This window comes from Streptomyces sp. NPDC054887, assembly GCF_053610585.1.
This window is the reverse complement of the sequence record NZ_JBSGYQ010000049.1, coordinates 25,751-49,212: the sequence shown is the minus strand read 5'-3', so window position 1 is coordinate 49,212 and position 23,462 is coordinate 25,751. Positions and strand designations below refer to the sequence as shown.

Annotated in this window: 21 protein-coding genes and 1 tRNA gene; 7 read left to right on the top strand and 15 right to left on the bottom strand. The window is 72.3% G+C overall.

Going from position 1 to position 23,462, the window contains the following annotated elements; genetic code table 11:
• Window positions 1-183 precede the first annotated feature (183 nt).
• Entirely contained in the window at window positions 184-1,233 is a 1,050-nt protein-coding gene (locus ACWGH0_RS24990; protein ID WP_453406459.1) for an LLM class F420-dependent oxidoreductase, read from the bottom strand.
• A 143-nt stretch (window positions 1,234-1,376) separates the two neighbouring features.
• Between ACWGH0_RS24990 and ACWGH0_RS24985 the strand changes: the two genes are divergently transcribed.
• Together ACWGH0_RS24985 and ACWGH0_RS24980 are read left to right on the top strand one after the other, a co-directional pair.
• Window positions 1,377-2,360, top strand: a complete 984-nt coding sequence (locus ACWGH0_RS24985) for an aldo/keto reductase (RefSeq protein WP_453406458.1) — start codon at window positions 1,377-1,379, stop codon at window positions 2,358-2,360.
• Window positions 2,361-2,890: 530 nt separating this feature from the next.
• Window positions 2,891-5,080: a helix-hairpin-helix domain-containing protein gene (locus tag ACWGH0_RS24980; protein ID WP_453406467.1), complete on the top strand. Its 2,190-nt coding sequence runs from the start codon at window positions 2,891-2,893 to the stop codon at window positions 5,078-5,080.
• Between the two features lie 327 nt (window positions 5,081-5,407).
• On the opposite strand, the gene ACWGH0_RS24975 is transcribed toward ACWGH0_RS24980, so the two are convergent.
• Entirely contained in the window at window positions 5,408-6,103 is a 696-nt protein-coding gene (locus ACWGH0_RS24975; protein WP_453406457.1) for a hypothetical protein, read from the bottom strand.
• 47 nt (window positions 6,104-6,150) lie between these two features.
• Between ACWGH0_RS24975 and ACWGH0_RS24970 the strand changes: the two genes are divergently transcribed.
• Window positions 6,151-6,339 (top strand): DUF5703 family protein, encoded by a 189-nt coding sequence (locus ACWGH0_RS24970; RefSeq protein ID WP_018535088.1) that lies wholly within the window; start codon window positions 6,151-6,153, stop codon window positions 6,337-6,339.
• Window positions 6,340-6,411: 72 nt separating this feature from the next.
• Here the strand turns inward: ACWGH0_RS24970 and ACWGH0_RS24965 are convergent, their stop codons facing one another.
• From ACWGH0_RS24965 to ACWGH0_RS24955, 3 genes are all read right to left on the bottom strand, one after another.
• Entirely contained in the window at window positions 6,412-7,293 is an 882-nt protein-coding gene (locus tag ACWGH0_RS24965; RefSeq protein ID WP_453406456.1) for a chaplin family protein, read from the bottom strand.
• A 146-nt stretch (window positions 7,294-7,439) separates the two neighbouring features.
• Window positions 7,440-7,673 (bottom strand): chaplin ChpH, encoded by a 234-nt coding sequence (chpH, locus tag ACWGH0_RS24960; protein ID WP_138896169.1) that lies wholly within the window; start codon window positions 7,671-7,673, stop codon window positions 7,440-7,442.
• Between the two features lie 175 nt (window positions 7,674-7,848).
• Window positions 7,849-9,192, bottom strand: a complete 1,344-nt coding sequence (locus tag ACWGH0_RS24955; protein WP_453406455.1) for a M20/M25/M40 family metallo-hydrolase — start codon at window positions 9,190-9,192, stop codon at window positions 7,849-7,851.
• Between the two features lie 136 nt (window positions 9,193-9,328).
• Between ACWGH0_RS24955 and ACWGH0_RS24950 the strand changes: the two genes are divergently transcribed.
• Window positions 9,329-9,416: transfer RNA gene (locus ACWGH0_RS24950), tRNA-Leu, on the top strand.
• 39 nt (window positions 9,417-9,455) lie between these two features.
• Here the strand turns inward: ACWGH0_RS24950 and ACWGH0_RS24945 are convergent.
• Genes ACWGH0_RS24945 through ACWGH0_RS24930 form a run of 4 tightly spaced genes read right to left on the bottom strand, consistent with a single transcriptional unit; the run spans window position 9,456 to window position 14,394 of the window.
• Complete coding sequence (locus ACWGH0_RS24945; RefSeq protein WP_453406454.1) at window positions 9,456-10,088, bottom strand: MBL fold metallo-hydrolase; 633 nt, start codon at window positions 10,086-10,088, stop codon at window positions 9,456-9,458.
• Complete coding sequence (locus ACWGH0_RS24940; protein ID WP_453406453.1) at window positions 10,085-11,173, bottom strand: S-(hydroxymethyl)mycothiol dehydrogenase; 1,089 nt, start codon at window positions 11,171-11,173, stop codon at window positions 10,085-10,087. The genes ACWGH0_RS24945 and ACWGH0_RS24940 overlap by 4 nt, the downstream gene beginning before the upstream one ends.
• A 58-nt stretch (window positions 11,174-11,231) precedes the next feature.
• Window positions 11,232-12,878: an amidohydrolase gene (locus ACWGH0_RS24935; protein WP_453406452.1), complete on the bottom strand. Its 1,647-nt coding sequence runs from the start codon at window positions 12,876-12,878 to the stop codon at window positions 11,232-11,234.
• Between the two features lie 40 nt (window positions 12,879-12,918).
• The gene (locus ACWGH0_RS24930; RefSeq protein ID WP_453406451.1) at window positions 12,919-14,394 is read right to left on the bottom strand and encodes an APC family permease; all 1,476 of its coding nucleotides are present in this window, start codon (window positions 14,392-14,394) and stop codon (window positions 12,919-12,921) included.
• A gap of 100 nt (window positions 14,395-14,494) precedes the next feature.
• On the opposite strand from ACWGH0_RS24930, the gene ACWGH0_RS24925 reads away from it, so the two are divergent.
• Complete coding sequence (locus ACWGH0_RS24925; protein WP_453406450.1) at window positions 14,495-15,241, top strand: TetR/AcrR family transcriptional regulator; 747 nt, start codon at window positions 14,495-14,497, stop codon at window positions 15,239-15,241.
• A gap of 138 nt (window positions 15,242-15,379) precedes the next feature.
• Here the strand turns inward: ACWGH0_RS24925 and ACWGH0_RS24920 are convergent, their stop codons facing one another.
• The 3 genes from ACWGH0_RS24920 to ACWGH0_RS24910 form a co-directional block, all read right to left on the bottom strand.
• Window positions 15,380-16,840 carry an amino acid permease gene (locus tag ACWGH0_RS24920; protein ID WP_453406449.1) on the bottom strand — a complete coding sequence of 487 codons (1,461 nt, stop codon included), beginning with the start codon at window positions 16,838-16,840 and terminating at the stop codon, window positions 15,380-15,382.
• The gene (locus ACWGH0_RS24915; protein WP_453406448.1) at window positions 16,837-17,571 is read right to left on the bottom strand and encodes a FadR/GntR family transcriptional regulator; all 735 of its coding nucleotides are present in this window, start codon (window positions 17,569-17,571) and stop codon (window positions 16,837-16,839) included. The genes ACWGH0_RS24920 and ACWGH0_RS24915 overlap by 4 nt, the downstream gene beginning before the upstream one ends.
• Before the next feature lie 99 nt (window positions 17,572-17,670).
• The gene (locus tag ACWGH0_RS24910) at window positions 17,671-18,372 is read right to left on the bottom strand and encodes a FadR/GntR family transcriptional regulator (protein WP_453406447.1); all 702 of its coding nucleotides are present in this window, start codon (window positions 18,370-18,372) and stop codon (window positions 17,671-17,673) included.
• A 136-nt stretch (window positions 18,373-18,508) separates the two neighbouring features.
• Between ACWGH0_RS24910 and ACWGH0_RS24905 the strand changes: the two genes are divergently transcribed.
• Both ACWGH0_RS24905 and ACWGH0_RS24900 read left to right on the top strand, forming a co-directional pair.
• Window positions 18,509-19,033, top strand: a complete 525-nt coding sequence (locus tag ACWGH0_RS24905) for a gluconokinase (RefSeq protein WP_453406446.1) — start codon at window positions 18,509-18,511, stop codon at window positions 19,031-19,033.
• Window positions 19,034-19,040: 7 nt separating this feature from the next.
• Window positions 19,041-20,438: a GntP family permease gene (locus ACWGH0_RS24900; RefSeq protein ID WP_453406445.1), complete on the top strand. Its 1,398-nt coding sequence runs from the start codon at window positions 19,041-19,043 to the stop codon at window positions 20,436-20,438.
• Here the strand turns inward: ACWGH0_RS24900 and ACWGH0_RS24895 are convergent.
• From ACWGH0_RS24895 to ACWGH0_RS24885, 3 genes are all read right to left on the bottom strand, one after another.
• Window positions 20,424-21,065, bottom strand: a complete 642-nt coding sequence (locus tag ACWGH0_RS24895; RefSeq protein ID WP_453406444.1) for a cytochrome b/b6 domain-containing protein — start codon at window positions 21,063-21,065, stop codon at window positions 20,424-20,426. The two genes, ACWGH0_RS24900 and ACWGH0_RS24895, sit on opposite strands and share 15 nt — an antisense overlap.
• Window positions 21,049-21,783, bottom strand: a complete 735-nt coding sequence (locus ACWGH0_RS24890; RefSeq protein ID WP_453406443.1) for a molybdopterin-dependent oxidoreductase — start codon at window positions 21,781-21,783, stop codon at window positions 21,049-21,051. Before ACWGH0_RS24890 ends, ACWGH0_RS24895 begins: the two co-directional genes overlap by 17 nt.
• 63 nt (window positions 21,784-21,846) lie before the next feature.
• Window positions 21,847-23,406 (bottom strand): APC family permease, encoded by a 1,560-nt coding sequence (locus ACWGH0_RS24885; RefSeq protein ID WP_453406466.1) that lies wholly within the window; start codon window positions 23,404-23,406, stop codon window positions 21,847-21,849.
• Between the last annotated feature and the right edge of the window lie 56 nt (window positions 23,407-23,462).

Here is a 23,462-nt window from a genome sequence, read left to right as displayed (position 1 = left end):
GGTACGGCAGGGCAGGCAACAGGGGCGGCGGTCAACTGCGCCGGACGAATGAACTCCGGGGTGGTACGGGCGCGTAACCCCTCGGGGTCGTGAGGCGTTGTTGTGCATGACGGCCGTGGCGGGGAAGACCCCCGAGCCCCCACCACGGCCGCAGACTTCCTCTCCGCCTCCGGGTCCGCGGGATCAGGCGAGACCGGCGCGCTCCAGGGCGTCGGTGCCGGCCCGCAGGGCGTTGATCCGCTCGTCGAGCGTGAAGCCCGCGGGGGACAGCGTCAGCGTCGTCACCCCGGCCGCGGCGTAGCCCTGCATCCGCTCGGCGATCCGCTCGACCGAGCCCAGCAGGGTGGTCTGGTCGATCAGCCGGTGCGGGATCGCGGCGGCGGCGCCCGCCTTGTCGCCGGACAGGTACTTGTCCTGGATCTCGGCGGCTTCCTTCTCGTAGCCCATGCGCTGGGCGAGCTGGTTGTAGAAGTTCTGCTTGCGGCTGCCCATGCCGCCGACGTACAGGGCGGTGTACGGGCGGAACATGTCGGCCAGCGCTTCGACGTCGTCCCCGACCGCGAGCGGCAGCGTCGGGCAGACGTCGAAGCCGTCCATCGTCTTCCCGGCCTTCTCCCGGCCGGCGCGGATGTGCCGGATCGCCGTGTCCTCGATGTGCTCGGCGGACGGGAAGATCAGCAGCGCGCCGTCGGCGATCTCGCCGGTCTGCTCCAGGTTCTTCGGGCCGATCGCGGCGATGTAGAGCGGGATGTGTTCGCGCTCGGGGTGAACGGTGAGCTTCAGCGGCTTGCCCGGGCCGTCAGGCAGCGGCAGCGTCCAGTGCTGCCCCTCGTACGACAGGCGCTCACGGGTCATGGCCTTGCGGATGATCTCGACGTACTCGCGGGTGCGGGCCAGCGGCTTGTCGAACTTCACGCCGTACCAGCCCTCGGAGACCTGCGGGCCCGAGACGCCGAGGCCCAGGCGGAACCGGCCGCCGGAGAGGGAGTCGAGGGTGGCGGCGGTCATCGCGGTCATCGCGGGCGTACGGGCCGGGATCTGGAAGATCGCGGAACCCACGTCGATGTTCTCGGTCTGGGCGGCGACCCAGGAGAGCACCGTGGCGGCGTCCGAGCCGTACGCCTCGGCGGCCCAGCAGACGTCGTAGCCGAGCCGGTCCGCTTCCTGGGCGACGGCCAGATTGTCGCCGTCCATTCCCGCGCCCCAGTAACCGAGATTGATGCCGAGCCGCATGCCGCTCCCCTTACTGATCAGTAACGTCCCTGTTGCCGGGGACTCTAGCGCGCGGCGCCGACATACGTCAGGGGGCGCACTCGTCCACAGGGCTTGTCCACAGGTCTCCTGCCCGCAGGCTCCTGGCCAGTAATCTCGCGCCCATGGAGCAGAGGCATCTCGGCCGGACGGGCCTGCGCGTATCGAGAATCGGGCTCGGCACCCTCACCTGGGGCCGGGACACCGACGAGCACGACGCCGCCGACGTGTTGAAGGCCTTCTGGGACGCGGGCGGCACGCTCGTCGACACGGCGGACGTGTACGGCGACGGGGAGGCGGAGTACCTGCTCGGACAACTCGTGGAGCGGCTCGTTCCGCGCCGGGACCTGGTCATCGCGACGAAGGCGGGCAGCGTGCCCGACCCGGACCGCCGCTTCGACGGCTCGCGCGGTCACCTGCTGGCGGCGCTCGACGCGTCGCTGGAGCGGCTCGGCACGGACTACGTCGACGTGTGGCAGGTGCACGCCTTCGACGCGGCGACTCCGCTCGACGAGACGCTCCAGGCGCTGGACCTCGCGGTCAGCAGCGGGCGTGCCCGGTACGCGGGGGTGTCCAACTTCTGCGGCTGGCAACTGGCGAAGGCGGCCACCTGGCAGCTCGCGGCGCCCGGGTCGCGCACGCGGCTGGCCAGTACGCAGATGGAGTACTCGCTCCTCCAGCGCGGCGTGGAGCGGGAGGTGCTGCCGGCCGCGCTCGACCTGGGGGTCGGACTGCTGCCGTCGTCGCCGCTCGGCCGGGGCGTGCTGACGGGCAAGTACCGGCGCGCCGTACCGCCGGACTCGCGCGGCGGGTCCGCTCACCTGGCCGGGTTCGTCGCGCCGTATCTCGACGAGGCGTCGAGCCGCATCGTGGACGCCGTGGCGACGGCCGCGGACGGGCTCGCCACCACGCCGCTCCAGGTGGCCCTCGCCTGGGTCCGCGACCGGCCGGGCGTGGTCGCCCCGATCGTGGGGGCGCGCAACGCGCACCAGCTCGCGGCGGCGTTGTCAGTGGAGGCGCTTAGTCTTCCAGACGAGATCTGCCGGGCGCTCGACGACGTGTCGGCGCCCGTGCACCGCTATCCCGACCAGGACTGGAGCACGCTGTGACCGCGCTGCCCCGGGGGGCGACCCCCGGATCCCCGGCTGACCACCGCGACACCGCGGGGCCCGCCGCCGAGCCCGCCACCGAGCCGGTGGTCCCGGCGCCGGGACCCGCCGGGGACGACGCGAAGGCCCACATCGAGCCCGTGGCCGACGGGGCGACGAATCAGACGGACGCGATCGAGGACGCAGGTACCGACGTGCAGCACGAGGACACCCCGGAAAGCGCCACCGAGGCCGCGCGGGGCGGCGGGGACCCGGCGTCCCCAGAGCCGGGCCCTGCTCCGGGGACCGGACAGGTACCGGCCGACGAGCACCGCGCGAGCCGCCCGGCCGGCGCGGCGGCGTCGGACGGTGCGGGGGCCTCGGACAGTACGGGTGCCTCGGACCGTGCGGCTTCCCCCCCTGGTGCGGCTGCTTCCGAGGGTGCGGGTGGCTCGGACGGCGACGCGGTACGGGCGAACGGGCACGGGGACGCGACGGACACCGACGGGGGCGCGGCCGGGCCGCAGGCGTCCTCGGACGGTGGCGCCGACATGGCCGGCCCGGACGACGACGCGGAACGGGCTGACGGGCACGCGGACGCGGATACGGGCGTGGACGACGTTGAGGCCGGCCCAGAGGGGGACGACAGTGCGGCCGCCGACGGGGGCACTGCCGGGAGTGCGGATTCGCCGGAGGGGGCCGGTGAGGGGGCGGACGCGGGGCCGCAGTTGTCCGAGGCCGAAGCGGAGCTCGCCGCCCAGCGGGAGCTGCGGGAGCGGATCGAGCGGCGCAAGGCCGAGAAGACCGCGCCGGTCGAGGCCGGTGCCAAGCTGAGCGGGCAGGCTGCCGATCTGCTGGCCGCCGTACGGGCGGTGGAGAGCGGCGCCACGTCCGGGGACGCGTTCTTCGCGTCCCCCGCGCCGCGCCGCGTGGCCCCCGCGCCCGCTCCGGCTCGCGGCGCGGGTCCGGCGGCGGCCCCACGGGCGGCACCGGTGACCCCGCCGGCCGCCGCACCCGAGGCCGTGGCCGCGGTGCGGGCCGTGCTGGCCGAAGGCGGAGCCCCGGAGGCGCTGGCCGCGTCGGTCGCCGGCGTACTCGGGGAGCAGGCCGGGCAGGTGCTGCGCGACGACCCGTGGCAGTTGCTGTCCGTGCCGGGCGTCCGGCCGGAACAGGCCGACGGCTTCGCCCGCGCCCTGCTCGGCGCGGAGTGCGGGCCGGGCGACGAGCGCCGGATCGCGGCGCTCGTCGGCTGGCTGCTGGAGCGGGCGGCGGTGCAGGGCCACACCGCCCTGGAGTCCGGCGCTGTCCGCAAGGCGCTGGCCGAGCACAAGGTGCCCGACCCGGACGAGGCCGTCGAGCACGCCGTTACGGAGGGCGTGGTGCTCGTCTTCCAGGACGGCCCGGTGGACGAGGCCGCCGATGGCGAGGAGCCGGTGGAGGTGCTGCTGGGGCTCGAACGGTACGCACTCGCGGAGGAGAGCCTCGCCGACGGCCTCGCCCGGCTGGCCAGTACGTTCACCGACGCGGCCGGGGAGAACGGCGGCTGGAACGCGGACGGCGTCTCGTCGTCGGCCGCCGAACTGCTGCGCGCCGTCGCGTCGAACGGTCTCGTCGCCCACACCGGCGGCGAGGCCGCCCGCGCCGAACCGGCCGCGCTGGTCGCCGCGGCGCGCGGGCTGGGCCTGCGGGCGTACGCGGCTTCGCACAGCCCCGACGGCCGCCGACGGCTCGCGTCGGCGTGCGGCGAGGCGTCGGCCTCGGTCACCCTGGCGGGTCTGCTCGCCGGTTCGGAGGGGCCCGGCCGGGACGAGGAGGGCACGCTGGCCCTCGACCTGCTGGTGGTGCTGGACGCTCCCCAGCTCGATGTCGAGACCGCCGCAGTCCTCGTGGAGTCGCTGGCGGACGGCACCCGGCTCGTCCTCAGCGGCGACCCGGGCGTGCTGCCCTCCGCCGGCGCGGGCCGGGTCTTCGCGGACCTGCTGGCCGCCCGCGCGTGCCCGCAGGTCGTGTCACGTACGCCGGACCCCGGTCCGATCGGCGAGCTGGTCTCCGGTATCGGGATCGGGGAGCTGAACCAGGTCGAGGCGCCCGGCAAGGAGGTGGTGATCGTCCCCGTCCGCGACGCGGGCGAGGCGGTGCACCGCACCGTCCAGCTGGTCGCGGACTCCGTGCCGCGTGCCTTCGGGGTGTCCCCGGCGCAGACCCAGGTGATCACCCCCGGGCACGGCGGCTCGGCGGGCACCCGCGCGCTGAACGCCGCGCTCAAGCAGCGGCTCAACCCGGGCCCCGGCCGGTTCGGCGGCTTCGACCCCGGCGACCGGGTCGCCTACGTCCCGGCGCCCGGCCGGACGCTGCCCGGCACGGTCGGCTCGGCGGACGCCGACGGTCTGCACCTGGACTGCGAGGGCACACCCGTCGTTGTGCCGAAGGAGCAGGTGGAGACGGCGGTGCGTCACGCGTGGGCGCTCACCGCGCACCAGGCGGCGGGAATGCGCTGGCCTGCCGTCGTGGTGGTCCTGCCCGGTGACGCCGCCCCGGCGCTGAGCCGCCCCTGGATCTACACGGCGTTCAGCAGGGGCGAGCGGCACCTGTCCGTGGTGCACGGCGTCGACCAGGCGCTGCCGCGCGCGGTGGCCGAGATCCCGGACCGCCCCCGCACCACGCGCCTGCGCACGCTGCTCCAGCCCCCCGCAGCCCCGGCCCCGGCCCCGGAGACGCCCACGGACCCGAACACCCCTTAGCGGCGGGCCGGAAAGGTCCGGCCCGGACCGCTGGGGAGGCCCCTCGGTCCGGGCCGCCGGGGAGGCCCGGACCGAGGCCGGTCCGAGAGCACGGTCTGGGCCGGGCCGAGAACACGGTCCGGGCCGGGCCGGGAACACGGTCCGGGCCGGGCCGGGAGCACTGCCGCCCGGCGACCGGGCGAAGCCGCCGGTCAGGGGCCCAGACGAGGCCGACGCCCCGGAGCTGGGCAGGCCGGCGGTCCGGGCCCTGTCTAAACCCGTCGCTCAGGTCGGCGGGCGAGCCCGCCGGCCCGTGCCGCTCGGGCCCGACCGGGGGCCCGAGCCGGCTCAGTCGCGGGCGGGGGTGTCCGGTTCGTCGAAGTCCTCGTCGAAGACCGAGCTGACGTCGAAGCGGCACACGACGCGCTGGGCGTCGGCGTCCTCGAACGGGGCGTTCAGCCACTCCCCCGGCTCGGGCAGCTCGTCCGCGGCGGCCACCCACAGCGTGGAGTCGCCCTCCTCCAGACCGAACTCCTGGTGCCGGGAGGCGATCTCATCGGGTTCGAACTCGCCGAAGAGCACGCCGAGCGCGGCATGGACGCTGCCGCCGACGATCGCCACGGCGTTGCCGCGCTCCTCGGCGTCGACGTCGGTGTCCAGCTCGACCTCGATCTCCGGAGCGTCGACGTCGGGGTCCAGATCGGCGATGCGCTGGGCCTGGGCGAGCAGCCGCTTGGTCTCGACCACGGCGTAGTCGCGGCGGATCAGGACGCTCACCGCGTTGGGCTCCTCCGGCCCCGCGTAGGGCGGCAGGGAGTCGTCGGATCCGGGAATCTCGAAGGGGGTGACCTCGTCGTAGCGGTCGTAGAGCCGCTCGTCGTACGCCTCGGCGGCAGCGGCAAGCTCGTTGAACGCGTCGTAGACGGCCGGGTCGTCGTCCCCGGTGCGGCGTTCGACCGCCTCGAGGTGACGGTCGAGCGCGACTTTGACCGCCTCGGCGGCGGCGCGTACCTCGGCGGCGGTGGGCTGCGCAGCATCAGACATAGTGCAGACGCTATCCGTACCGGGGCTCTGCCCGCACAATAGATGCGATGCCGGAATACGAATTTGTCGACGTGTACGTCCCTCGCGGGGTTTCCCGCAAGGAGGCGACCCGTCTGCTGACCGACCATGCCGAGTACGGACACTGGGAGTTGGACCGACTGAGTCTGCGCCGGGACGGCAGCCGCCGCGTGCGGTTGCGCAGGCGCATCATCCGACAGGTGCGCGCCACCTGGTGAAGACGGAGCGGGCCCCGCGATGGCGGGGCCCGCTCCGTTTCGGCTGCGGAGCGCACCGTCGTTTACCTCGTGTTACGCCGCGGAACGCGAGCGGCGGTACAGCACCGCGCCGGCCAGCAGCAGGCCGGCGCCGGCGGGGACCACCACGCCGAGCGGAGCGCCGGCGCCGGTCTGCGCGAGCGCGTCGAGGCCGCGGGGCTGGGTGCCGGTCTGGGCGTCCGGACCGTTCGGGCCGCCGGGCTCGCCCGGTGCGGCCGGCTCGTCGGAGTCGTCCGGGTCGGCGGGCACACCCGGCTTCGAGGGCTCCGTCGGCTCACCGGGCTTCCCGGGCTGACCGGGCTTGCCGGGCTGACCGGGCTTGCCGGGCTGACCGGGCTCCGTCGGCTCCGTCGGGTTCCCCGGCTTGCCAGGCTCTCCCGGCTTCCCCGGCTCACCGGGCTTGCCCGGCTCTCCCGGCTTGCCCGGCTCGCCCGGCTTTCCGGGCTCAACCGGCTTGCCCGGAGGGTTGTGGGTACCGCTGGAGTCGTTGGCGCAGTCGTTGCCCGTGGCCGTGTTGCCGCCGCCGACCACGGTGACGGTGTTGCCGCAGGCGTTCACCGGTACGTGCACCGGCGCCTGGACGTGGTTGCCCGAGGCGACGCCGGGGGAATCACTCGCGCGTCCCTCGGCCGTCGAGCCGCCGCCGTGGTGCTTTCCGGGCTTCGAGCCGTTCGAGTAATTCACGCAGCTGTTGCCCATGGCCGGATTGAGCACTCCGACCACGTTCACGGTATTCCCGCACACGTTGACGGGGACATGCACGGGAGCCTGCACGGAATTCCCGGACAGCACACCGGGCGAACCCGACGCGGACCCTCCGGCCCCGGAGCCGGCGTGCGCGTTGCCGCCGCCGATGGCCAGCAGGCCACTCGCGGCCGCCACGGTGATCAGGCTCTTTTTCGCTACCTGCCGCATTGGTACGTTCCTCTGCTCATTTGCCTTCGCCGAATGCCCGCGGGACGTCGTCGCCACCGCGGACCGAATGCCCAGCGGCCCCGGAGTGCATGGAGCGCACTCCGGGGCCGCCCGGGACTCAGACCCTTACGGGTGCGTGCACAACGTCACTTGTTGACGCAGGTGTTGCCGAAGGCGGGGTTGAGCAGCCCGATCACGGAGACCGTGTTGCCGCACGCGTTCACCGGCACGTGGATCGGGACCTGAACGACGTTGCCCGAAATCACGCCGGGGGACTTGACAGCAGCACCCTGGGCACCCGAGTCGGCGACGGCCATGCCCGCGCCGGCGAGAACCAGACCACCAGTGGCAGCCGCAGCGGCTACGACCTTCTTGATCATTACTTTTCCTCCTTGTTGGCAACCAATGCGGTCCCAGCCGCGGACCGCACACCTTGTAACGAAGGGAAAGCAATGGGGCTACTAGCCTATGGTTCCTTTCACTCTTTTCAGTCAAATAGCACGTCCGGCCGATTAGTTGGACGGTCGTTTCACCACTTGTCGGTTCAGCAGTTGGTCAGCAGCTGTCCAGGAAACGGTCCAGGACGCGTACGCCGAACTTCAGCCCGTCGACCGGGACCCGCTCGTCCACGCCGTGGAACATCCCCGCGAAGTCCAGCTCGGGCGGCAGCTTCAGCGGCGCGAAGCCGAAGCAGCGGATGCCCAGGTCGTCGAAGGACTTGGCGTCGGTGCCGCCGGAGAGCATGTACGGGACGGCCCGCGCGATGGGGTCCTCGGCCCTGAGCGCCACCTGCATGGCGTCGACGAGGTCCCCGTCGAAGCTGGTCTCCAGCGCCTTGTCGCCGTGCACGTCCTCGCGCCGCACGCGCGGGCCGAGGATCCGGTCGAGATCGGCGAGGAACTCCTCCTCGTACCCGGGCAGGAAGCGCCCGTCGACGTGCGCAGTCGCCTGACCGGGGATGACGTTCACCTTGTAGCCCGCGCCGAGCATGGTGGGGGCGGCCGAGTTGCGCAGCGTGGCGCCGATCATCTTGGCGATGCCGCCGAGCTTGGCGAGCGTCGCGTCCATGTCCTCGGGGTCGAGCGGGGTGCCGAGCGCGTCGGAGAGCTCGTCCAGGAAGGACCGTACGGTCTTGGTGACCCGCACCGGCCACTTGTGCCGCCCGAGCCGCCCGACCGCCTCGCACAGCTCGGTGATCGCGTTGTCGTTGTTGGTCATCGAGCCGTGACCGGCCGTGCCGTCGACGGTGAGCCGCATCCAGTGCATGCCCTTCTGCGCCGTCTCGACGAGGTACAGCCGCAGGTTCTCGTTGACGGTGAAGGAGAAGCCGCCGACCTCGCCGATCGCCTCGGTGACGCCCTCGAAGAGGCCCGGGTGCTTGTCCACGAGGTACCTGGCCCCGTACGTGCCGCCCGCCTCCTCGTCGGCGAGGAAGGCCAGCACCACGTCCCGCGGCGGCTTGCGGCCGCTGCGCATCCGCTCACGCACGACCGCGAGGGTCATCGCGTCCATGTCCTTCATGTCGACCGCGCCCCGGCCCCACACGCAGCCGTCCGCGATCTCGCCCGCGAAGGGGTCGTGCGTCCAGTCCTGGGCGTTCGCGGGCACGACGTCGGTGTGCCCGTGGATGAGCAGCGCCGGCTTCGACGGGTCCTCGCCCTCGATCCGGGCCACGGTGGACGCCCGCCCCGGGTGGGACTCGAAGATCTGCGGTTCGAGCCCGACCTCGGCGAGCTTCTCCGCGATGTACTCCGCCGCCGCCCGCTCCCCCGGTCCCGAGTGGTCTCCGTAGTTGCTGGTGTCGATCCTGATCAGATCCCGGCAGAGATCGGTGACCTCGTCCTCGCCCGAGACCTGCCTGGCGCTGTCGGCCCGGCCGGCCGCCTTCGACTCGCTCACGCTGCTTCCTCCCACTGGCTCCGCTGGTGGTCCCCCTCATCCTCCGCTGCCCCGCCCGGGGGTGTGATCAGGGGGTCTGAATGTTTGCTATGGTTTTCCACGTCGGAACGGCCCGGGGCCGCGAGACAGACACCTTGTCCGGGTGGCGGAATGGCAGACGCGCTAGCTTGAGGTGCTAGTGCCCTTTATCGGGCGTGGGGGTTCAAGTCCCCCCTCGGACACCAGCGAAGAACCCCCAATCAAACTGGGGGTTCTTCTGTTTCTCAGTGCCCTCTGGCGATCCATTCCTCCAGGTGCGGGGCCTCGGCGCCGATGGTCGTCGTCTCTCCGTGGCCGGTGCGTACCTCCGTGTCCGGCGGCAGGGTGAGCAGACGGTCACGGATCGAGCCGACGATCGTCGGGAAGTCCGAGAAGGACCGCCCCGTCGCGCCCGGCCCGCCGTGGAAGAGGGTGTCGCCGGTGAAGACGGTGGCGAGACCGGGGGCGTACAGGCAGACCGCTCCGGGGGCGTGGCCGGGTGTGTGCAGGACCTCCAGCGTGGTGCCGGCGACGGTGAGGGCCGTGCCGTCCGCCAGCTCGCCGTCGGGTGCGCGGTCGGGGTGGGTCTGCTTCCACAGCGGCAGGTCGTCGGGGTGCAGCAGGATCGGCGCGCCGGTGGCGGCGGCGAGGGCCGGGGCCGCGTCGATGTGGTCGTTGTGGGCGTGCGTGCAGACGATGGCGCGCAGGGTGCGGCCGCCGAGCGCGGCGAGGACGGCGTCGGCGTCGTGGGCCGCGTCGACGACGATCGCCTCGGTGTCGTCGCCGATGATCCAGACGTTGTTGTCGACGTCCCAGGTGCCGCCGTCGAGCGAGAAGGTGCCCGAGGTGACCAGGTGGTCGATGCGTGCGGTTGTCATCCGAGCTCCACCACCGAGCGCAGTACGTCGCCCTCGTGCATGCGCGCGAACGCCTTCTCGACGTCGCCGAGGCCGATGGTCTCGGTGACGAAGGCCGCGAGGTCGATCCGGCCCTGCTGGTGGAGGTCGATCAGCATGGGGAAGTCGCGGGAGGGCAGGCAGTCGCCGTACCAGGACGACTTGAGCGATCCGCCGCGGCCGAAGACGTCGATCAGCGGGAGGTCGAGCCGCATGTCGGGGGTGGGTACGCCGACGAGGACGACGGTGCCGGCCAGGTCGCGGGCGTAGAACGCCTGCTTGTACGTCTCGGGGCGGCCCACCGCCTCGATGACCACGTCCGCGCCGAAGCCGCCGGTGAGTTCGCGGACGGCCTCGACGGGGTCGGTGGAGCGCGAGTTCACCGTGTGGGTGGCGCCCATGGTGCGGGCGGTCTCCAGTTTCCGGTCGTCGATGTCGACCGCGATGATCTTCGCCGCGCCCGCGAGCCGGGCGCCGACGACGGCCGCGTCGCCGACGCCGCCGCAGCCGATGACGGCGACCGAGTCGCCGCGGCCGACCTGCCCGGTGTTGATGGCGGCGCCGATGCCCGCCATGACGCCGCAGCCGAGGAGGCCGGCGACGGCGGGCGAGACGGCCGGGTCGACCTTCGTGCACTGGCCCGCGGCGACCAGCGTCTTCTCGGCGAACGCCCCGATGCCGAGCGCCGGGGACAGCTCGGTGCCGTCGAGGAGGGTCATCTTCTGCCGGGCGTTGTGGGTGTCGAAGCAGTACTGCGGACGGCCGCGCAGGCAGGCGCGGCAGCGGCCGCACACCGCGCGCCAGTTGAGGACGACGAAGTCGCCGGGGGCGACCTCGGTGACGCCGTCCCCGACCGACTCGACGACACCGGCCGCCTCGTGGCCGAGGAGGAAGGGGAAGTCGTCGTTGATGCCGCCCTGCTTGTAGTGCAGGTCGGTGTGGCAGACGCCGCACGCCTGGACCTTCACGACGGCCTCGCCCGGTCCCGGGTCGGGGACGAGGATCGTCTCCACCCGCACCGGCTGGTTCCTTCCCGGTGCGATTACGCCTTGGACCTGCTGTGTCATACGTGAACTGCCTTCCTCGCGCGTCGAGTACGCCCCCGTTTCCCGCACCGTACTCGCTCTACAAGCCCGCGTCGTAGACCTGCCGTCCGCCGACGTAGGTGCGGGCGACGCGGGTCGCGGCGATTTCGCCGGGCGGCGCCGCGTACGGGTCGCGGTCGAGCACGGTCAGGTCGGCGAGCGCCCCGGTGCGGATGCTTCCGGCGTCGTCGAGGTGGTTCACGTACGCGGAGCCCGCCGTGTACGCGGCGAAGGCGTCCGTCAGGCCGATGCGCTGTTCCGGGAGGAAGACGGGGCCGTCGCCGTGCGGCTCGACGCGGTTGACCGCCGTGTGGATGCCGTGCATCGGGTCCGGGCTGCTGACGGGCCAGTCGCTGCCGGCCGCGAGGGTGGCTCCGGAGCGCAGCAGGGCCGCGAACGGGTACTGCCACCCGGCCCGTTCGTCGCCGAGGAAGGGGATGGTCAGTTCGTCCATCTGTGGTTCGTGGGCGGCCCACAGGGGCTGGATGTTGGCGGTGGCTCCGAGCTGCCTGAAGCGGGGGATGTCGTCCGGGTGGACGATCTGGAGGTGGGCGAGGTGGGGGCGGGTGTCCCGGTGGCCGTTCGCGGCGCGGGCCGCTTCCACGGCGTCCAGGGCCTCGCGGACGGCGCGGTCGCCGAGGGCGTGGAAGTGGCACTGGAAGCCGAGGGCGTCCAGTGCGGTGACGTACCGGCGCAGGTCGGCGGGGTCGACGAAGCTGGTGCCCCGGTTGGCCGTGGGGCAGCCGCAGCGGTCCAGGTAGGGGTCCAGGAGGGCGGCGGTGCCGGTTTCGGCGACCCCGTCCACCATGATCTTCACCGTGCCGGCGCGGAACCGGCCGTGGGTCAGTTCGTCGCGGCGGGCGGCGAGTTCGGGGATCTGCTCGGCGCCGCGCTCGCGGTCCCACCACAGGGCGCCGGTGACGCGGGCGGTGAGGGAGCCGTCGCGGGCGGCGGCGAGGTAGGCGTCGGCGGGGTCCTCCATCGCGCCGAAGGCGCCGACGATGGCGTCCTGCCAGGCGGTGATGCCGTACGAGTGGAGCAGCCGCTGGGCGCGCAGGAGGGCGGCCAGCCGGTCGGCGGCCGTGGAGGGCGGGGTGAGGCGGGCGACCAGGTCCATGGCGCCCTCCTGGAGGAGGCCGGTGGGTTCGCCGTCGGCGGCCCGTTCGATACGGCCGTCGGCCGGGTCGGGGGTGTGCCGGTCGATGCCGGCGAGGGCCAGGGCGCGGCTGTTGGCCCAGGCTCCGTGGTGGTCGCGGTTGGGGAGGTAGACGGGACGGTCGGGGACGACGGCGTCGAGCAGGTCCTTGGTGGGGCTGCCGCCGGCGAACGCCTCCATGGACCAGCCGCCGCCGGTGATCCACTCCCGGTCGGGGTGGGCGTCGGCGTACGCCCGTACGGCGGCGGTGGTCTGCGCCGCCGTCCTGACGGCCGTCAGGTCGCATTGCGCCAGCTCAAGACCGGCCGACACGGGGTGGACGTGGGCGTCCTGGAAACCAGGGACGAGCAACCGGCCGGCGAGGTCGACGACCTCGGTCTTCGGGCCGATCAGGTCGCGTACGTCGTCGTGGCCGACGGCCGTGACGCGGTCGCCCGTGACGGCGACGGTGGTGGCGCGGCTGCGGGCCGCGTCCAGGGTGAGGACGGGGCCGCCGGTGAAGACGAGGTCGGCGGCGGGGATGTGGCGCATGGTGCCGGTTCCTTCGGTGGGAGTGACGGGTGGGAGGGGGTCAGACGGTCAGGGGCACCGCGTCGGGATCGGTGCCGCGTCCGGTGTCGAAGTACGGGGATCTGCGGATCCACTTCGCCCAGGCGGCCGCGACGACTCCGCTCAGCACCATCACGGCGGGGCACGCCAGCATGAACCAGCCGTTGTCCGGGCTGATCTCGAAGTGGTCGGCCGAGGTGTAGAAGGTCCAGCAGAGGTAGCCGCCGAGGGCGAGCAGCACGGCCGCGCTGAGCACCGGCACCACGACGACGCGCGGTGTGGAGCGGAAGCGGGCGGCGGCGGCGAGGGCGGTGAGGGCGTAGTAGAGGGAGACGACGACGCCGATCGCGTTGACCGAGGCGAGGATCACGTCGCTGATCTTCGGGAGGACCAGGGAGAGGAACGCGACGGCCGCCGCGACGCAGCCGATCGCGACCGTGCCGGCGGCCGGGGTTCCGTATCGCGGGCTGATCCGCTGCCAGAGCGGGCCCATCGTACGGTCGCGGCTCATCGCGAACATGCCGCGCACGGTGGGGATCACACCCGCCTGAAGGGAGGCCACCGCGGAGAACGTCAGTGCGATGAGCGGGAGTGCGGCGAGCGGCTGGTCGGCGAGGCGGTCGCCGAAGTAGGTGAGGCCCTGGGCGCCGTTGCCGGCCAGTTCCTCCTGGGACAGGACGCGCTGGAAGGCGAAGGAGCCGAGCAGGAACAGGCCGAGCATGGTGAAGAGCGTGATCAGTCCGGCTCTTGAGGCGTCCTGCGGGTCGCGGACCTCCTCGTTGACGCTGAACGAGGACTCGAAGCCCCAGTAGCAGAACACCGACAGCAGGAGCCCCTGGGCGAGGGCCTGGCCGGAGGGGATGGTGAAGGGGTTGAGCCAGTCGAGGCTGAAGGGGTGCGGGCCGACGACGAGTCCGTAGCCGCAGAAGGCGAGCAGGACGGCGTACTCGAAGACGAGCAGGTACTTCTGGAGGTTGGCGGCCGCGCGCAGGCCGGTGACGGCGGTGAGGGTGACGGCGATCAGGACCAGGATGCCCAGCGCGGTGGACTGGGCGGTCGACGCCGGGTTCAGGGTGAGGCCGGCGATGTCGCGCAGGCCCGTCTCGCGGACGAGCTGGAGGAGGGCGGAGCCGGTGACGGCGGTCGTGTACGAGAGGAAGACGACCGTGGCGACGAGGCCGATCCAGCCGACGAGGAAGCCGAGCCAGGGGCTGAGGGAGCGGCCCACCCAGACGTAGCCGCTGCCCATGTTGGGTTCGGACCTGTTGAGCCGCGCGTAGGCGCTCGCGATGCCGAGGACCGGCAGGAACGCCAGCAGCATGATGATCGGCAGGTGCAGGCCGACGACGCCCGCGGTGACGCCCAGGCCGATGCCGATGCTGGTGGTGGCGGCGGTGCTGGAGGCGGCGATGGCGAAGCCGTCCGCGACGCCGAGGGTCCTGGTGAGCGCGGCCGGCCCGGGCGGGCCGCTGCCGTGCGGGGTCTTCGACGGTGTCATCGCCAGCTCCTTCACCGGGGGGCCACGACGGCCCCGATGGCGGCACATCGAACTCCGCGGCGGCTTCACACGTCAACGGTGTTGTCGTAACGTGCGCGGCATGAGCGAGCGAGTGGTGCCGGAAGAGGGGCGGCGGCGCAGGCGCCCCACCAAGCAGGGCACGGTCCTGTCCGAGGAGCTGATCGTCGCCACGGCGCTGCGGCTGATCCACGAGCACGGCGCCGCGGCGCTCACCGTGCGGCGGCTGGGGGCGGCGCTGGGGGCGGACCCGAGCGCGCTCTACCGGTACTTCCGGGACACCGACGACCTGCTGCTCGCGGTCGCCGACGAACTGATCGGCCGTACGCTGCGGCGGTTCCGGCCGACCGGTGAATGGCGGGCGGACCTGCGGACGCTGGGACTGATGATGCACGCGGACTACCAGGCGCATCCGCAGGCGGCCATGCTGACCTGCGCGCGGGTGACGGGGCGGGAGAACGAGACGCGGTCGGTGGAGACGATCCTCGGGATGCTGCGCGGGGCGGGCTTCCCTGACGCGGAGGCGGTGCGGGTCTACCACGCGTTCGTCGACCAGACGCTGGCGTTCGCCGCGCTGGACGCGTCGACGCTCGCGCTGCCCGCGGCCGCCCGGGCGACGGAGGCGCGGGCCTGGCGGGAGACGTACGCGCGGCTGCCCGCCGACAGCCATCCGCACATCGCCGCGACCGCGCCGGTGCTGGTGGCCGAGATGAGCCGCAGTGGGTACCCGGCGGCGCTGGAGATGGTGCTGGCGGCGGCCGCCGCCCGGTTGGCGGCCTGCGGCACCGGGGCGCGGACGCCGGCCCCCAGGCGCCGCCGGGCGGGCTGAACGCGGGCGTGGCAGCGCGGTGGGCGTGGCGGGCGGAACGGCATCGGCCGGTGCGGCTCGTGGTGAGTCGCACCGGCCGACGGGGCCTGTCCGGCGATGGGGGGGGCGTGCGCCCCGGGTCGCGGGAAGGGGCGCGGGCTAGGCGCCCGTGCGGTCGGCGGCCAGCGCGGCCACCCGCTTGCGGACCACGAACCAGCCGCCCACCAGCGCCGCCGCGATCAGCGGGAGGCACATCACGGTCGTACGGCCTACGCCGCCGCCCCACCACATCAGGACTACCACCGAGGCCAGGAAGGCCAGCGTGACGAGCTGCGTGTACGGCGCCCATGGGAGGCGGTACGCCGGGCGGGTGACCCGGCCGTCCTTGGAGCGGTGCCAGAACAGCAGCGAGCAGAGCATGATCATGCCCCAGGTGCCGAGGATGCCGATCGACGCGAAGTTGAGGACGATCTCGAACGCCTCGCCGGGCATCACGTAGTTGAGGCCGACGCCCAGGACGCCGAAGCCGGCGGTGAGCAGGATGCCGCCGTACGGCACCTGGCCCTTGTTCATGCGGCCGGTGAACTTCGGCGCGGAGCCCGAGAGCGCCATCGAGCGCAGGATGCGGCCGGTGGAGTAGAGGCCCGAGTTCAGGCTGGAGAGGGCCGCCGTGAGCACGACGAGGTTCATGACGTCCGCCGCGCCGGGCACGCCGAGCTTGTTCATGACGGTGACGAAGGGGCTCTCGTCGCCGGAGTACGCCGTGTACGGGAGCAGCAGCGCGAGCAGGACGACCGAGCCGACGTAGAACAGGCCCACACGCCACATGATCGAGTTGATCGCCTTCGGCATGATCTTCTCGGGGTTCTTCGTCTCGCCGGCGGCGACACCGCACAGCTCGACCGAGGCGTAGGCGAAGACGACGCCCTGGATGACCAGGAGCATGGGCAGCATGCCGACGGGGAAGAGGCCGCCGCCGTCGCTGATGGTGGAGAAGCCGGGGGTGTGGCCGTCGAGCTGGTGCTGGGTGGCGACGAGGTAGATGCCGATGGCCATGAAGACCACCAGGGCGGCGACCTTGACGATCGCGAACCAGAACTCCATCTCGCCGAAGTACTTCACCGAGATGAGGTTCGCGGTGAGGACGACGGCGAGGGCGATCAGGGCGAGCACCCACTGGGGCACGTCGCTGAACATGGCCCAGAAGTGGGCGTACGTCGCGGCGGCCGTGATGTCGGCCACAGCGGTGGTCGACCAGTTGAGGAAGTACAGCCAGCCGGCGGCGAAGGCGCCCTTCTCCCCCATGAACTCACGGGCGTACGAGACGAACGCGCCGGAGGACGGCCGGTAGAGCACCAGCTCACCGAGTGCGCGGACCACGAAGAAGGCGAAGACGCCGCAGACGGCGTACGCGATGGCGAGGGAGGGGCCCGCGCCTGCCATGCGGCCGCCGGCGCCGAGGAAGAGGCCGGTGCCTATCGCTCCGCCGATGGCGATCATGTTGATGTGGCGGGACTTCAGGTCCTTGCTGTAACCCTCGTCACCCGCGTCGACATGTGGGGATGTCGACACGGGTTCGGCGGGACGTGCGGGGGCCGCAGGGAGGATGCGGTCACTCATGCTGTGTATTCGCCTTCATCTGGGGGGTGTGCGGTACCGGGCCGCACGATCGTGTTGAGCGTGATCTCGACGTGTTCGAGGTGAGCGGCCATGGCCTGCACCGCCGCTCCCTCGGAGCCGCCGACGATCGCCTCTACGAGGGCCCGGTGCTCGAGGTCCGACTGGCGTCGCCGGTCCCCGAGTTGGTTCAGGAAGGAGGACTGCCGTGCGAGGGCGTCCCTGATCTCTTCGATGATCTTGTGGAAGACAGGGTTGCCCGACGCCTGTGCGACGGAGACGTGGAAGAGCGTGTCCAGCGCCACCCAGGCGGTGGGGTCGGGCTCCTGCTCCATCTGCCCGATCAGGTCCGTCAGCAGGTCGACGTCGTCCCGCGTGCGCCGCACAGCAGCGTAACCCGCGACGGGGATCTCGACGTGCCGCCGGACTTCGAGCAGGTCACGGGCGGAGTACGAACCGAAGATCGGGTTCTGGTCGGGGCCGGTGGCCGCGACGTACGTGCCCTTGCCGGCCCGGGACACCGTGAGACCGAGCGCCTGGAGGGCGCGCAGCGCCTCGCGCACGACGGAGCGGCTGACCTCGAAGCGCCTGCCGAGCTCTGCCTCCGTGGGGAGCTTCTCGCCGATGGCGAGCTCCCCGCGCTCTATGGCGTCCCGGAGGTGGCCGGAGACGGCTTCCATCGCGCTGATGCGCCGGGGAGCGCCGCCACCTGTCCGGCTGTCTGACAAGACCATGCGGAGAATGCTCTGAGGTCGGACATACAGGCGTCAAGAGTGTTCAGCGAGTTGATTTCAAGCGAACAAAAAGATAGTGAGGCGGACATTTACGGGCGTTCAGGGGGCGAGGACGTCCAGCTCCTGGAGCGCGCCGAGGGCGATCTCGCGCGTCAGCCGCTCCGCCCGGCCCGCGTCTCCCTCCCGTACGGCCTCGGCGACCTGGACGTGCAGCGTGACCGCCGCCGGGTCCGGGTCCTCGAACATCACCTGGTGGCGCGTACGTCCGCTGAGCACCTCGGCCACCACGTCCCCGAGCCGCGCGAACATCTCGTTGCCCGACGCGCGCAGGACGACGCGGTGGAACGCGATGTCGTGCACGAGGTACGCGTCGAGCTGCCGGCCCCGCGAGGTGGCCACCATCCCGAGCGCCTCCTCGGTGAGCGCCGCGCACTGCTCGGGCGTGGCGAACCGCGCGGCGAGTCCGGCCGCCACCGGCTCCACGGCCGAGCGCAGCACGGTCAGCGAGCGCAGCTGGCGGGGGCGGTCGGCGCCGGCCAGCCGCCAGCGGATGACCTGCGGATCGTAGACGTTCCACTCCTCGGTGGGGCGCACGGTCACGCCCACCCGGCGGCGCGACTCCACGAGGTGCATCGACTCCAGGACCCGCACCGCCTCCCGGACGACGGTGCGCGAGACGTCGAAGCGCTGGGCGAGCTCGTCCGTGCGCAGCACACTGCCTGGCGGGTACTCACCGGCGGTGATCGCGGGACCGAGACTCTCCAGCAGCTGGGCGTGCAGTCCCCGGGCCTGGTTGGTCATGGAGATCAGCGTACGGGGCGGCCTTCGGCCACGAAAAGTACGACGTTTATGTCACAACCTCTTGAATACGTCGTACCTAATGGGTTTCAGTAGCGCGACGGACCGATGTCGATGAAGACAGCGAGGCACTCCACTCATGAACAGCCCCCACGTCGTCGTGGTGATGGGCGTGGCAGGGACCGGCAAGACCACCATCGGTCCCCTGCTCGCCGCCCGGCTCGGCGTCCCGTACGCCGAGGGTGACGACTTCCACCCGCCGGCCAACATCGCCAAGATGTCGGCCGGAACCCCGCTGGACGACGCGGACCGGTGGCCCTGGCTCGACGCGATCGGCGAGTGGGCGCACGGCCGGGCCGGGCTCGGCGGCGTGGTCAGCAGCTCCGCCCTCAAGCGCGTGTACCGCGACCGGTTGCGCTCGGCGGCCCCCACAGCGGTGTTCCTGCACCTCACGGGCGACCGGGAACTGATCGAGGAGCGGATGCGCGAGCGCAGGGGCCACTTCATGCCGACCGCGCTGCTCGATTCGCAGTACGCCGCGCTCCAGCCGCTCCAGGACGACGAGGCGGGCGTGGCCGTCGACGTCTCGGGCTCGCCCGAGGACATCACCGAACGAGCCGTCGCGGCCCTGCGCCGGCTCGACAGCAACGACTTCAGAAAGTAGAGCCACCGTGACCAGTCTCAGCGTCGAGACGCTGGCAGCGGGCGCCGTCGAGCCGATCACCTCGGCGGGCAACGCCCAGCTCGGGATAGCCGTCCTCGCCGGCATCGCCGTCATCGTCCTGCTCATCACGAAGTTCAAACTCCACGCCTTCCTGGCGCTGACCATCGGGTCGCTGGCGCTCGGGGCGTTCGCCGGCGCACCCCTCGACAAGGCCATCACCAGCTTCTCCACGGGCCTGGGCAACACGGTCGCGGGCGTCGGCGTGCTCATCGCGCTCGGCGCGATCCTCGGCAAGCTGCTCGCCGACTCCGGCGGCGCGGACCAGATCGTCGACACGATCCTCGCGAAGGCGAGCGGGCGGGCGATGCCGTGGGCGATGGTGCTGATCGCCAGCATCATCGGACTACCGCTGTTCTTCGAGGTCGGCATCGTGCTGCTGATCCCGGTGGTGCTGCTCGTGGCCAAGCGCGGCAACTACTCGCTGATGCGGATCGGCATCCCGGCGCTCGCCGGCCTGTCCGTCATGCACGGGCTGATCCCGCCGCACCCGGGGCCGCTGGTGGCGATCGACGCGATCGACGCCAACCTGGGCCTCACCCTGGGCCTCGGTGTGCTCGTCGCCATTCCGACCGTGATCATCGCGGGTCCGGTCTTCTCGAAGTACGCCGCCCGCTGGGTGGACATCCCGGCTCCGGAGCGCATGATTCCGCAGCGTCCCACCGAGGACCTGGAGCGCCGTCCCGGCTTCGGCGCGACCGTCGCCACCGTCATGCTGCCGGTCGTGCTGATGCTGGCCAAGGCGCTCGTCGACATCGTGGTCGACGATCCCGAGAACACGGTGCAGCGGGTGACGGACGTGGTCGGCTCGCCGCTGATCGCGCTGCTGGCCGCCGTACTGGTGGGCCTGTTCACGCTCGGCCGGGCCGCCGGGTTCACCAAGGACCGCCTCTCCTCGACCGTCGAGAAGTCGCTCGCCCCGATCGCGGGCGTGCTGATGATCGTCGGCGCGGGCGGCGGCTTCAAGCAGACGCTCATCGACGTGGGCGTGGGCCAGATGATTCTGGACTTCTCGGAGGACTGGGCGATCCCGACGCTGCCGCTGGCCTGGCTGATCGCCGTCGCCATCCGGCTCGCGACGGGCTCCGCCACGGTCGCCACCATCTCCGCGGCCGGTCTGGTCGCCCCGCTGGCCGCCGACATGTCCGCCTCGCACGCGGCGCTGCTGGTACTCGCGGTGGGCGCGGGCTCGCTCTTCTTCAGCCACGTCAACGACGCGGGTTTCTGGCTGGTCAAGGAGTACTTCGGCATGGACGTCGGCCAGACGATCAAGACCTGGTCGGTGATGGAGACGATCATCTCGGTGGTCTCGCTGGGCTGCGTCCTGCTGTTGTCACTCGTTCTCTAGGTCCCGCCGGTCCGCGAAGTCCCCGTCCCACAGCGGGTGTTCCCGTTCCGCCCAGGCACGGTCGACGGTCCCGGTGCGCATGCCGCGCCGGGACTCGGGCCGTGCCGCGGCCATCCCGATGTGCCCGGCGATCACCATGCCCATGGCGAGGGCGAGCCAGTCATGGACGAAGGTGGCGCTCGTACGCCAGACCAGCGGGGCGAGGTCCGTGAACCACATGAGCAGCCCGGTGCCGAGCATCACGAGCACCGCCCCGGCGATCCAGCCCGCGTAGAGCTTCTGGCCCGCGTTGAACTTGGCCGCCGGGCGCGGCCCGTGCTCGCGTCGCAGCGCGGCCCGCAGCCACTGCCGGTCGTGCGGCCCGAACCGGTTGAGCCGGCCGAGGTCCGCGCGGAAGGCCCGGGAGGCCAGGCCGAGCAGGAACGGTGCCGGGATCAGCACCCCCGACCACTCGTGCACGGTGACGACCAGGTGGCGGCGGCCGACGAGTTCGGCGAGCTGCGGTACGTACAGGCAGGCGGCCGTCGCGACGCACAGCAGCGTCAGGCCGGCCGTGGCGCGGTGCACCCACCGCTCGGAGCGGCTGAAGCGCCGCAGCCGGGCGGGGAGTTCAGACCGTGGGGGCATCGTCGCGTCCGTTCGAGCGGCCGACCCAGGCGTCGACGTCGTAGCCCCGCTTCTCCCAGTATCCGGGGCGCACCTCGGGGGTGACGGTGATGCCGGACAGCCACTTCGCCGACTTGTAGAAGTACATGGGCGCGACGTACAGCCGCACCGGGCCGCCGTGCGCGTGGCTGAGCGGCCTGTCCTTCATCCGCAGGGCCACCAGGACGTCCTTCCTGCGGGCCTGCCGGAGGGTGAGGCTCTCGCTGTACGTGCCGTCGAAGCAGGTGAAGCGGACCGCCCGGGCCTCCGGCCTGATCCCCGCCGCGTCCAGCAGCGCCGACAGCCGCACCCCCTCGAAGGGGGTGTCCGGCACCCGCCACCCCGTGACGCACTGGACGTCGCGCACGATCCGCGTCTGCTCCATCGCGCGCAGGTCGTCGAGCGTGTACGTCGCGGGCCGCTGCACGAGGCCGTCGACCTTCAGCCGGTAGTCCTCCGGGCCCTCGCGCGGCACGGAGGAGGCGACGGAGTAGTAGCGGAAGCCGCCGCCGTTGGGCAGGAGGCCGGTCAGGCCGGTGGGGTCCCGGTCCGCGGCCGAGCCGAGGAAGGCTTCGAGCCCCCTCTGGAGGTACGGGGCGGTGGCCAGGCCCGCGGCGCCCAGGCCCAGCATGCCGAGGACGAGCCGGCGGCCGACGGGGGCGCCGCCGCTGTCCGGGCCGGCCGGTGGTGGCGGAGTCATGGGTCAATTCGAACACCCGCGGCCGCCGGAGGCCAGCGACCGCGGGGGTCCGTCACACTTCCGTCAGATCTCGCCGGCCTGCTTCTCCAGCTGGAACGCCTCGTTGCCCAGGCCGATCCGGGCGTGCACCTCGGGCCTGGCCGAGCGCAGCACCGCCCCGTAGACCAGCCCGCCGACGAGCGCGACGCCGATGACGCCCGGCAGGATCCAGCTGAGCGCCGAGCCCGGGCCCGCGCCCACGAGGACGTCGAAGTCCCGCACCGTGTAGAAGGCGATGACCAGCAGGGCCGCCGCGGCGATGCCCGAGGCCACCAGGCGCCCGGCCTGCGCGCGGCCGGCTCCGCGGCGTACGAAGAAGGCGATGACCGCGACGGACGCGGCGGCCATCAGCAGGATGACGCCGAGCGCCCCGACGTTGCCCATCCAGGTGAACAGGTGCAGCACGGGCACGGTCGGGTCACCGGCCGGCTTGTCGTCGCTGAACGCGAAGGCGAGGACGACGGCGAGGGAGAGGCCGGACTGGAGGAGCGAGCCTGCGGCGGGGGCGCCGCTCGTCTTGTTCGTACGGCCGAAGGAGGCCGGCAGCAGCCCCTCGCGGCCCATGGCGAAGGCGTACCGGGCGACGACGTTGTGGAAGCTGAGCAGGGCGGCGAACATGCCGGTCACGAAGAGGATGTGGAGTACGTCGGTGAAGGTCGAGCCGAGCCGGCTCTCGGTCAGGGTGAAGAGGAGTCCGGGCCCCTGCTCCCCCGCGACCTGGACGATCCGGCCGGGTCCGGCGGCGACGCTGAGCGCCCAGGCGCTGAGGGCCAGGAAGAGCGCGGCGTACCCGACGGCGAGGAACATCACGCGCGAGACGACGATCTGCGGGCGGCTGGTCTCCTCGGCGTACACCGGGGCCTGCTCGAAGCCGACGAAGGCGGCGATGCAGAAGCAGAGCGCGGTGCCGAGTCCGGCGCCGGTCAGGGTCTCGGGGTTGAACGCCTGGAGGGACAGGCCCTCCTTGGCCGGTTCGGCGATCGCGGCCACGTCGAAGATCACGACGAGCGCGCACTCGACGACGAGCAGTACGCCGAGCACCTTGGCGTTGAGGTCGATCTTGAGCCAGCCGAGCGCGCCGACGACCAGCACCGCGACGAGCGCGGGGACCCACCAGGCGACGGTGATGTCGAGGTAGGTGGCGAAGATGCCGGAGATCTCGAAGCCGAGGATGCCGTAGATGCCGACCTGCATGGCGCTGTACGCGACGAGGGCGACCAGGGACGCCCCGGCTCCGGCGGTCGGGCCGAGGCCCCGGGCTATGTAGGCGTAGAAGGCGCCGGCGTTGTGGACGTGGCGGCTCATCTCGGCGTATCCGACGCTGAACAGCATCAGGACCACGCCGAGGATGACGAAGAGCAGCGGCTGGCCGACGATGCCCATCACGCCGTATGTGGTGGGCATGACACCTGCGACGACCATGAGGGGGGCGCTCGCGGCCAGGACGGACAGCAGCAGTCCCGTCGTGCCGAGTCGGCCGGCCCGCAGCGCGCGCTCCTGCCCCTTGTACGTGCGGATCTCCTCGCCGCCCGCGTTCTCGGCGGATTCCCTGCTTCTTTCGCTCGTGCTCGAACTGCCCGACATGGCGGGGTGGTCCCTTCGCTTCGGTGAGGTGACGGGGGCGGTGGCCTTGACGTGCC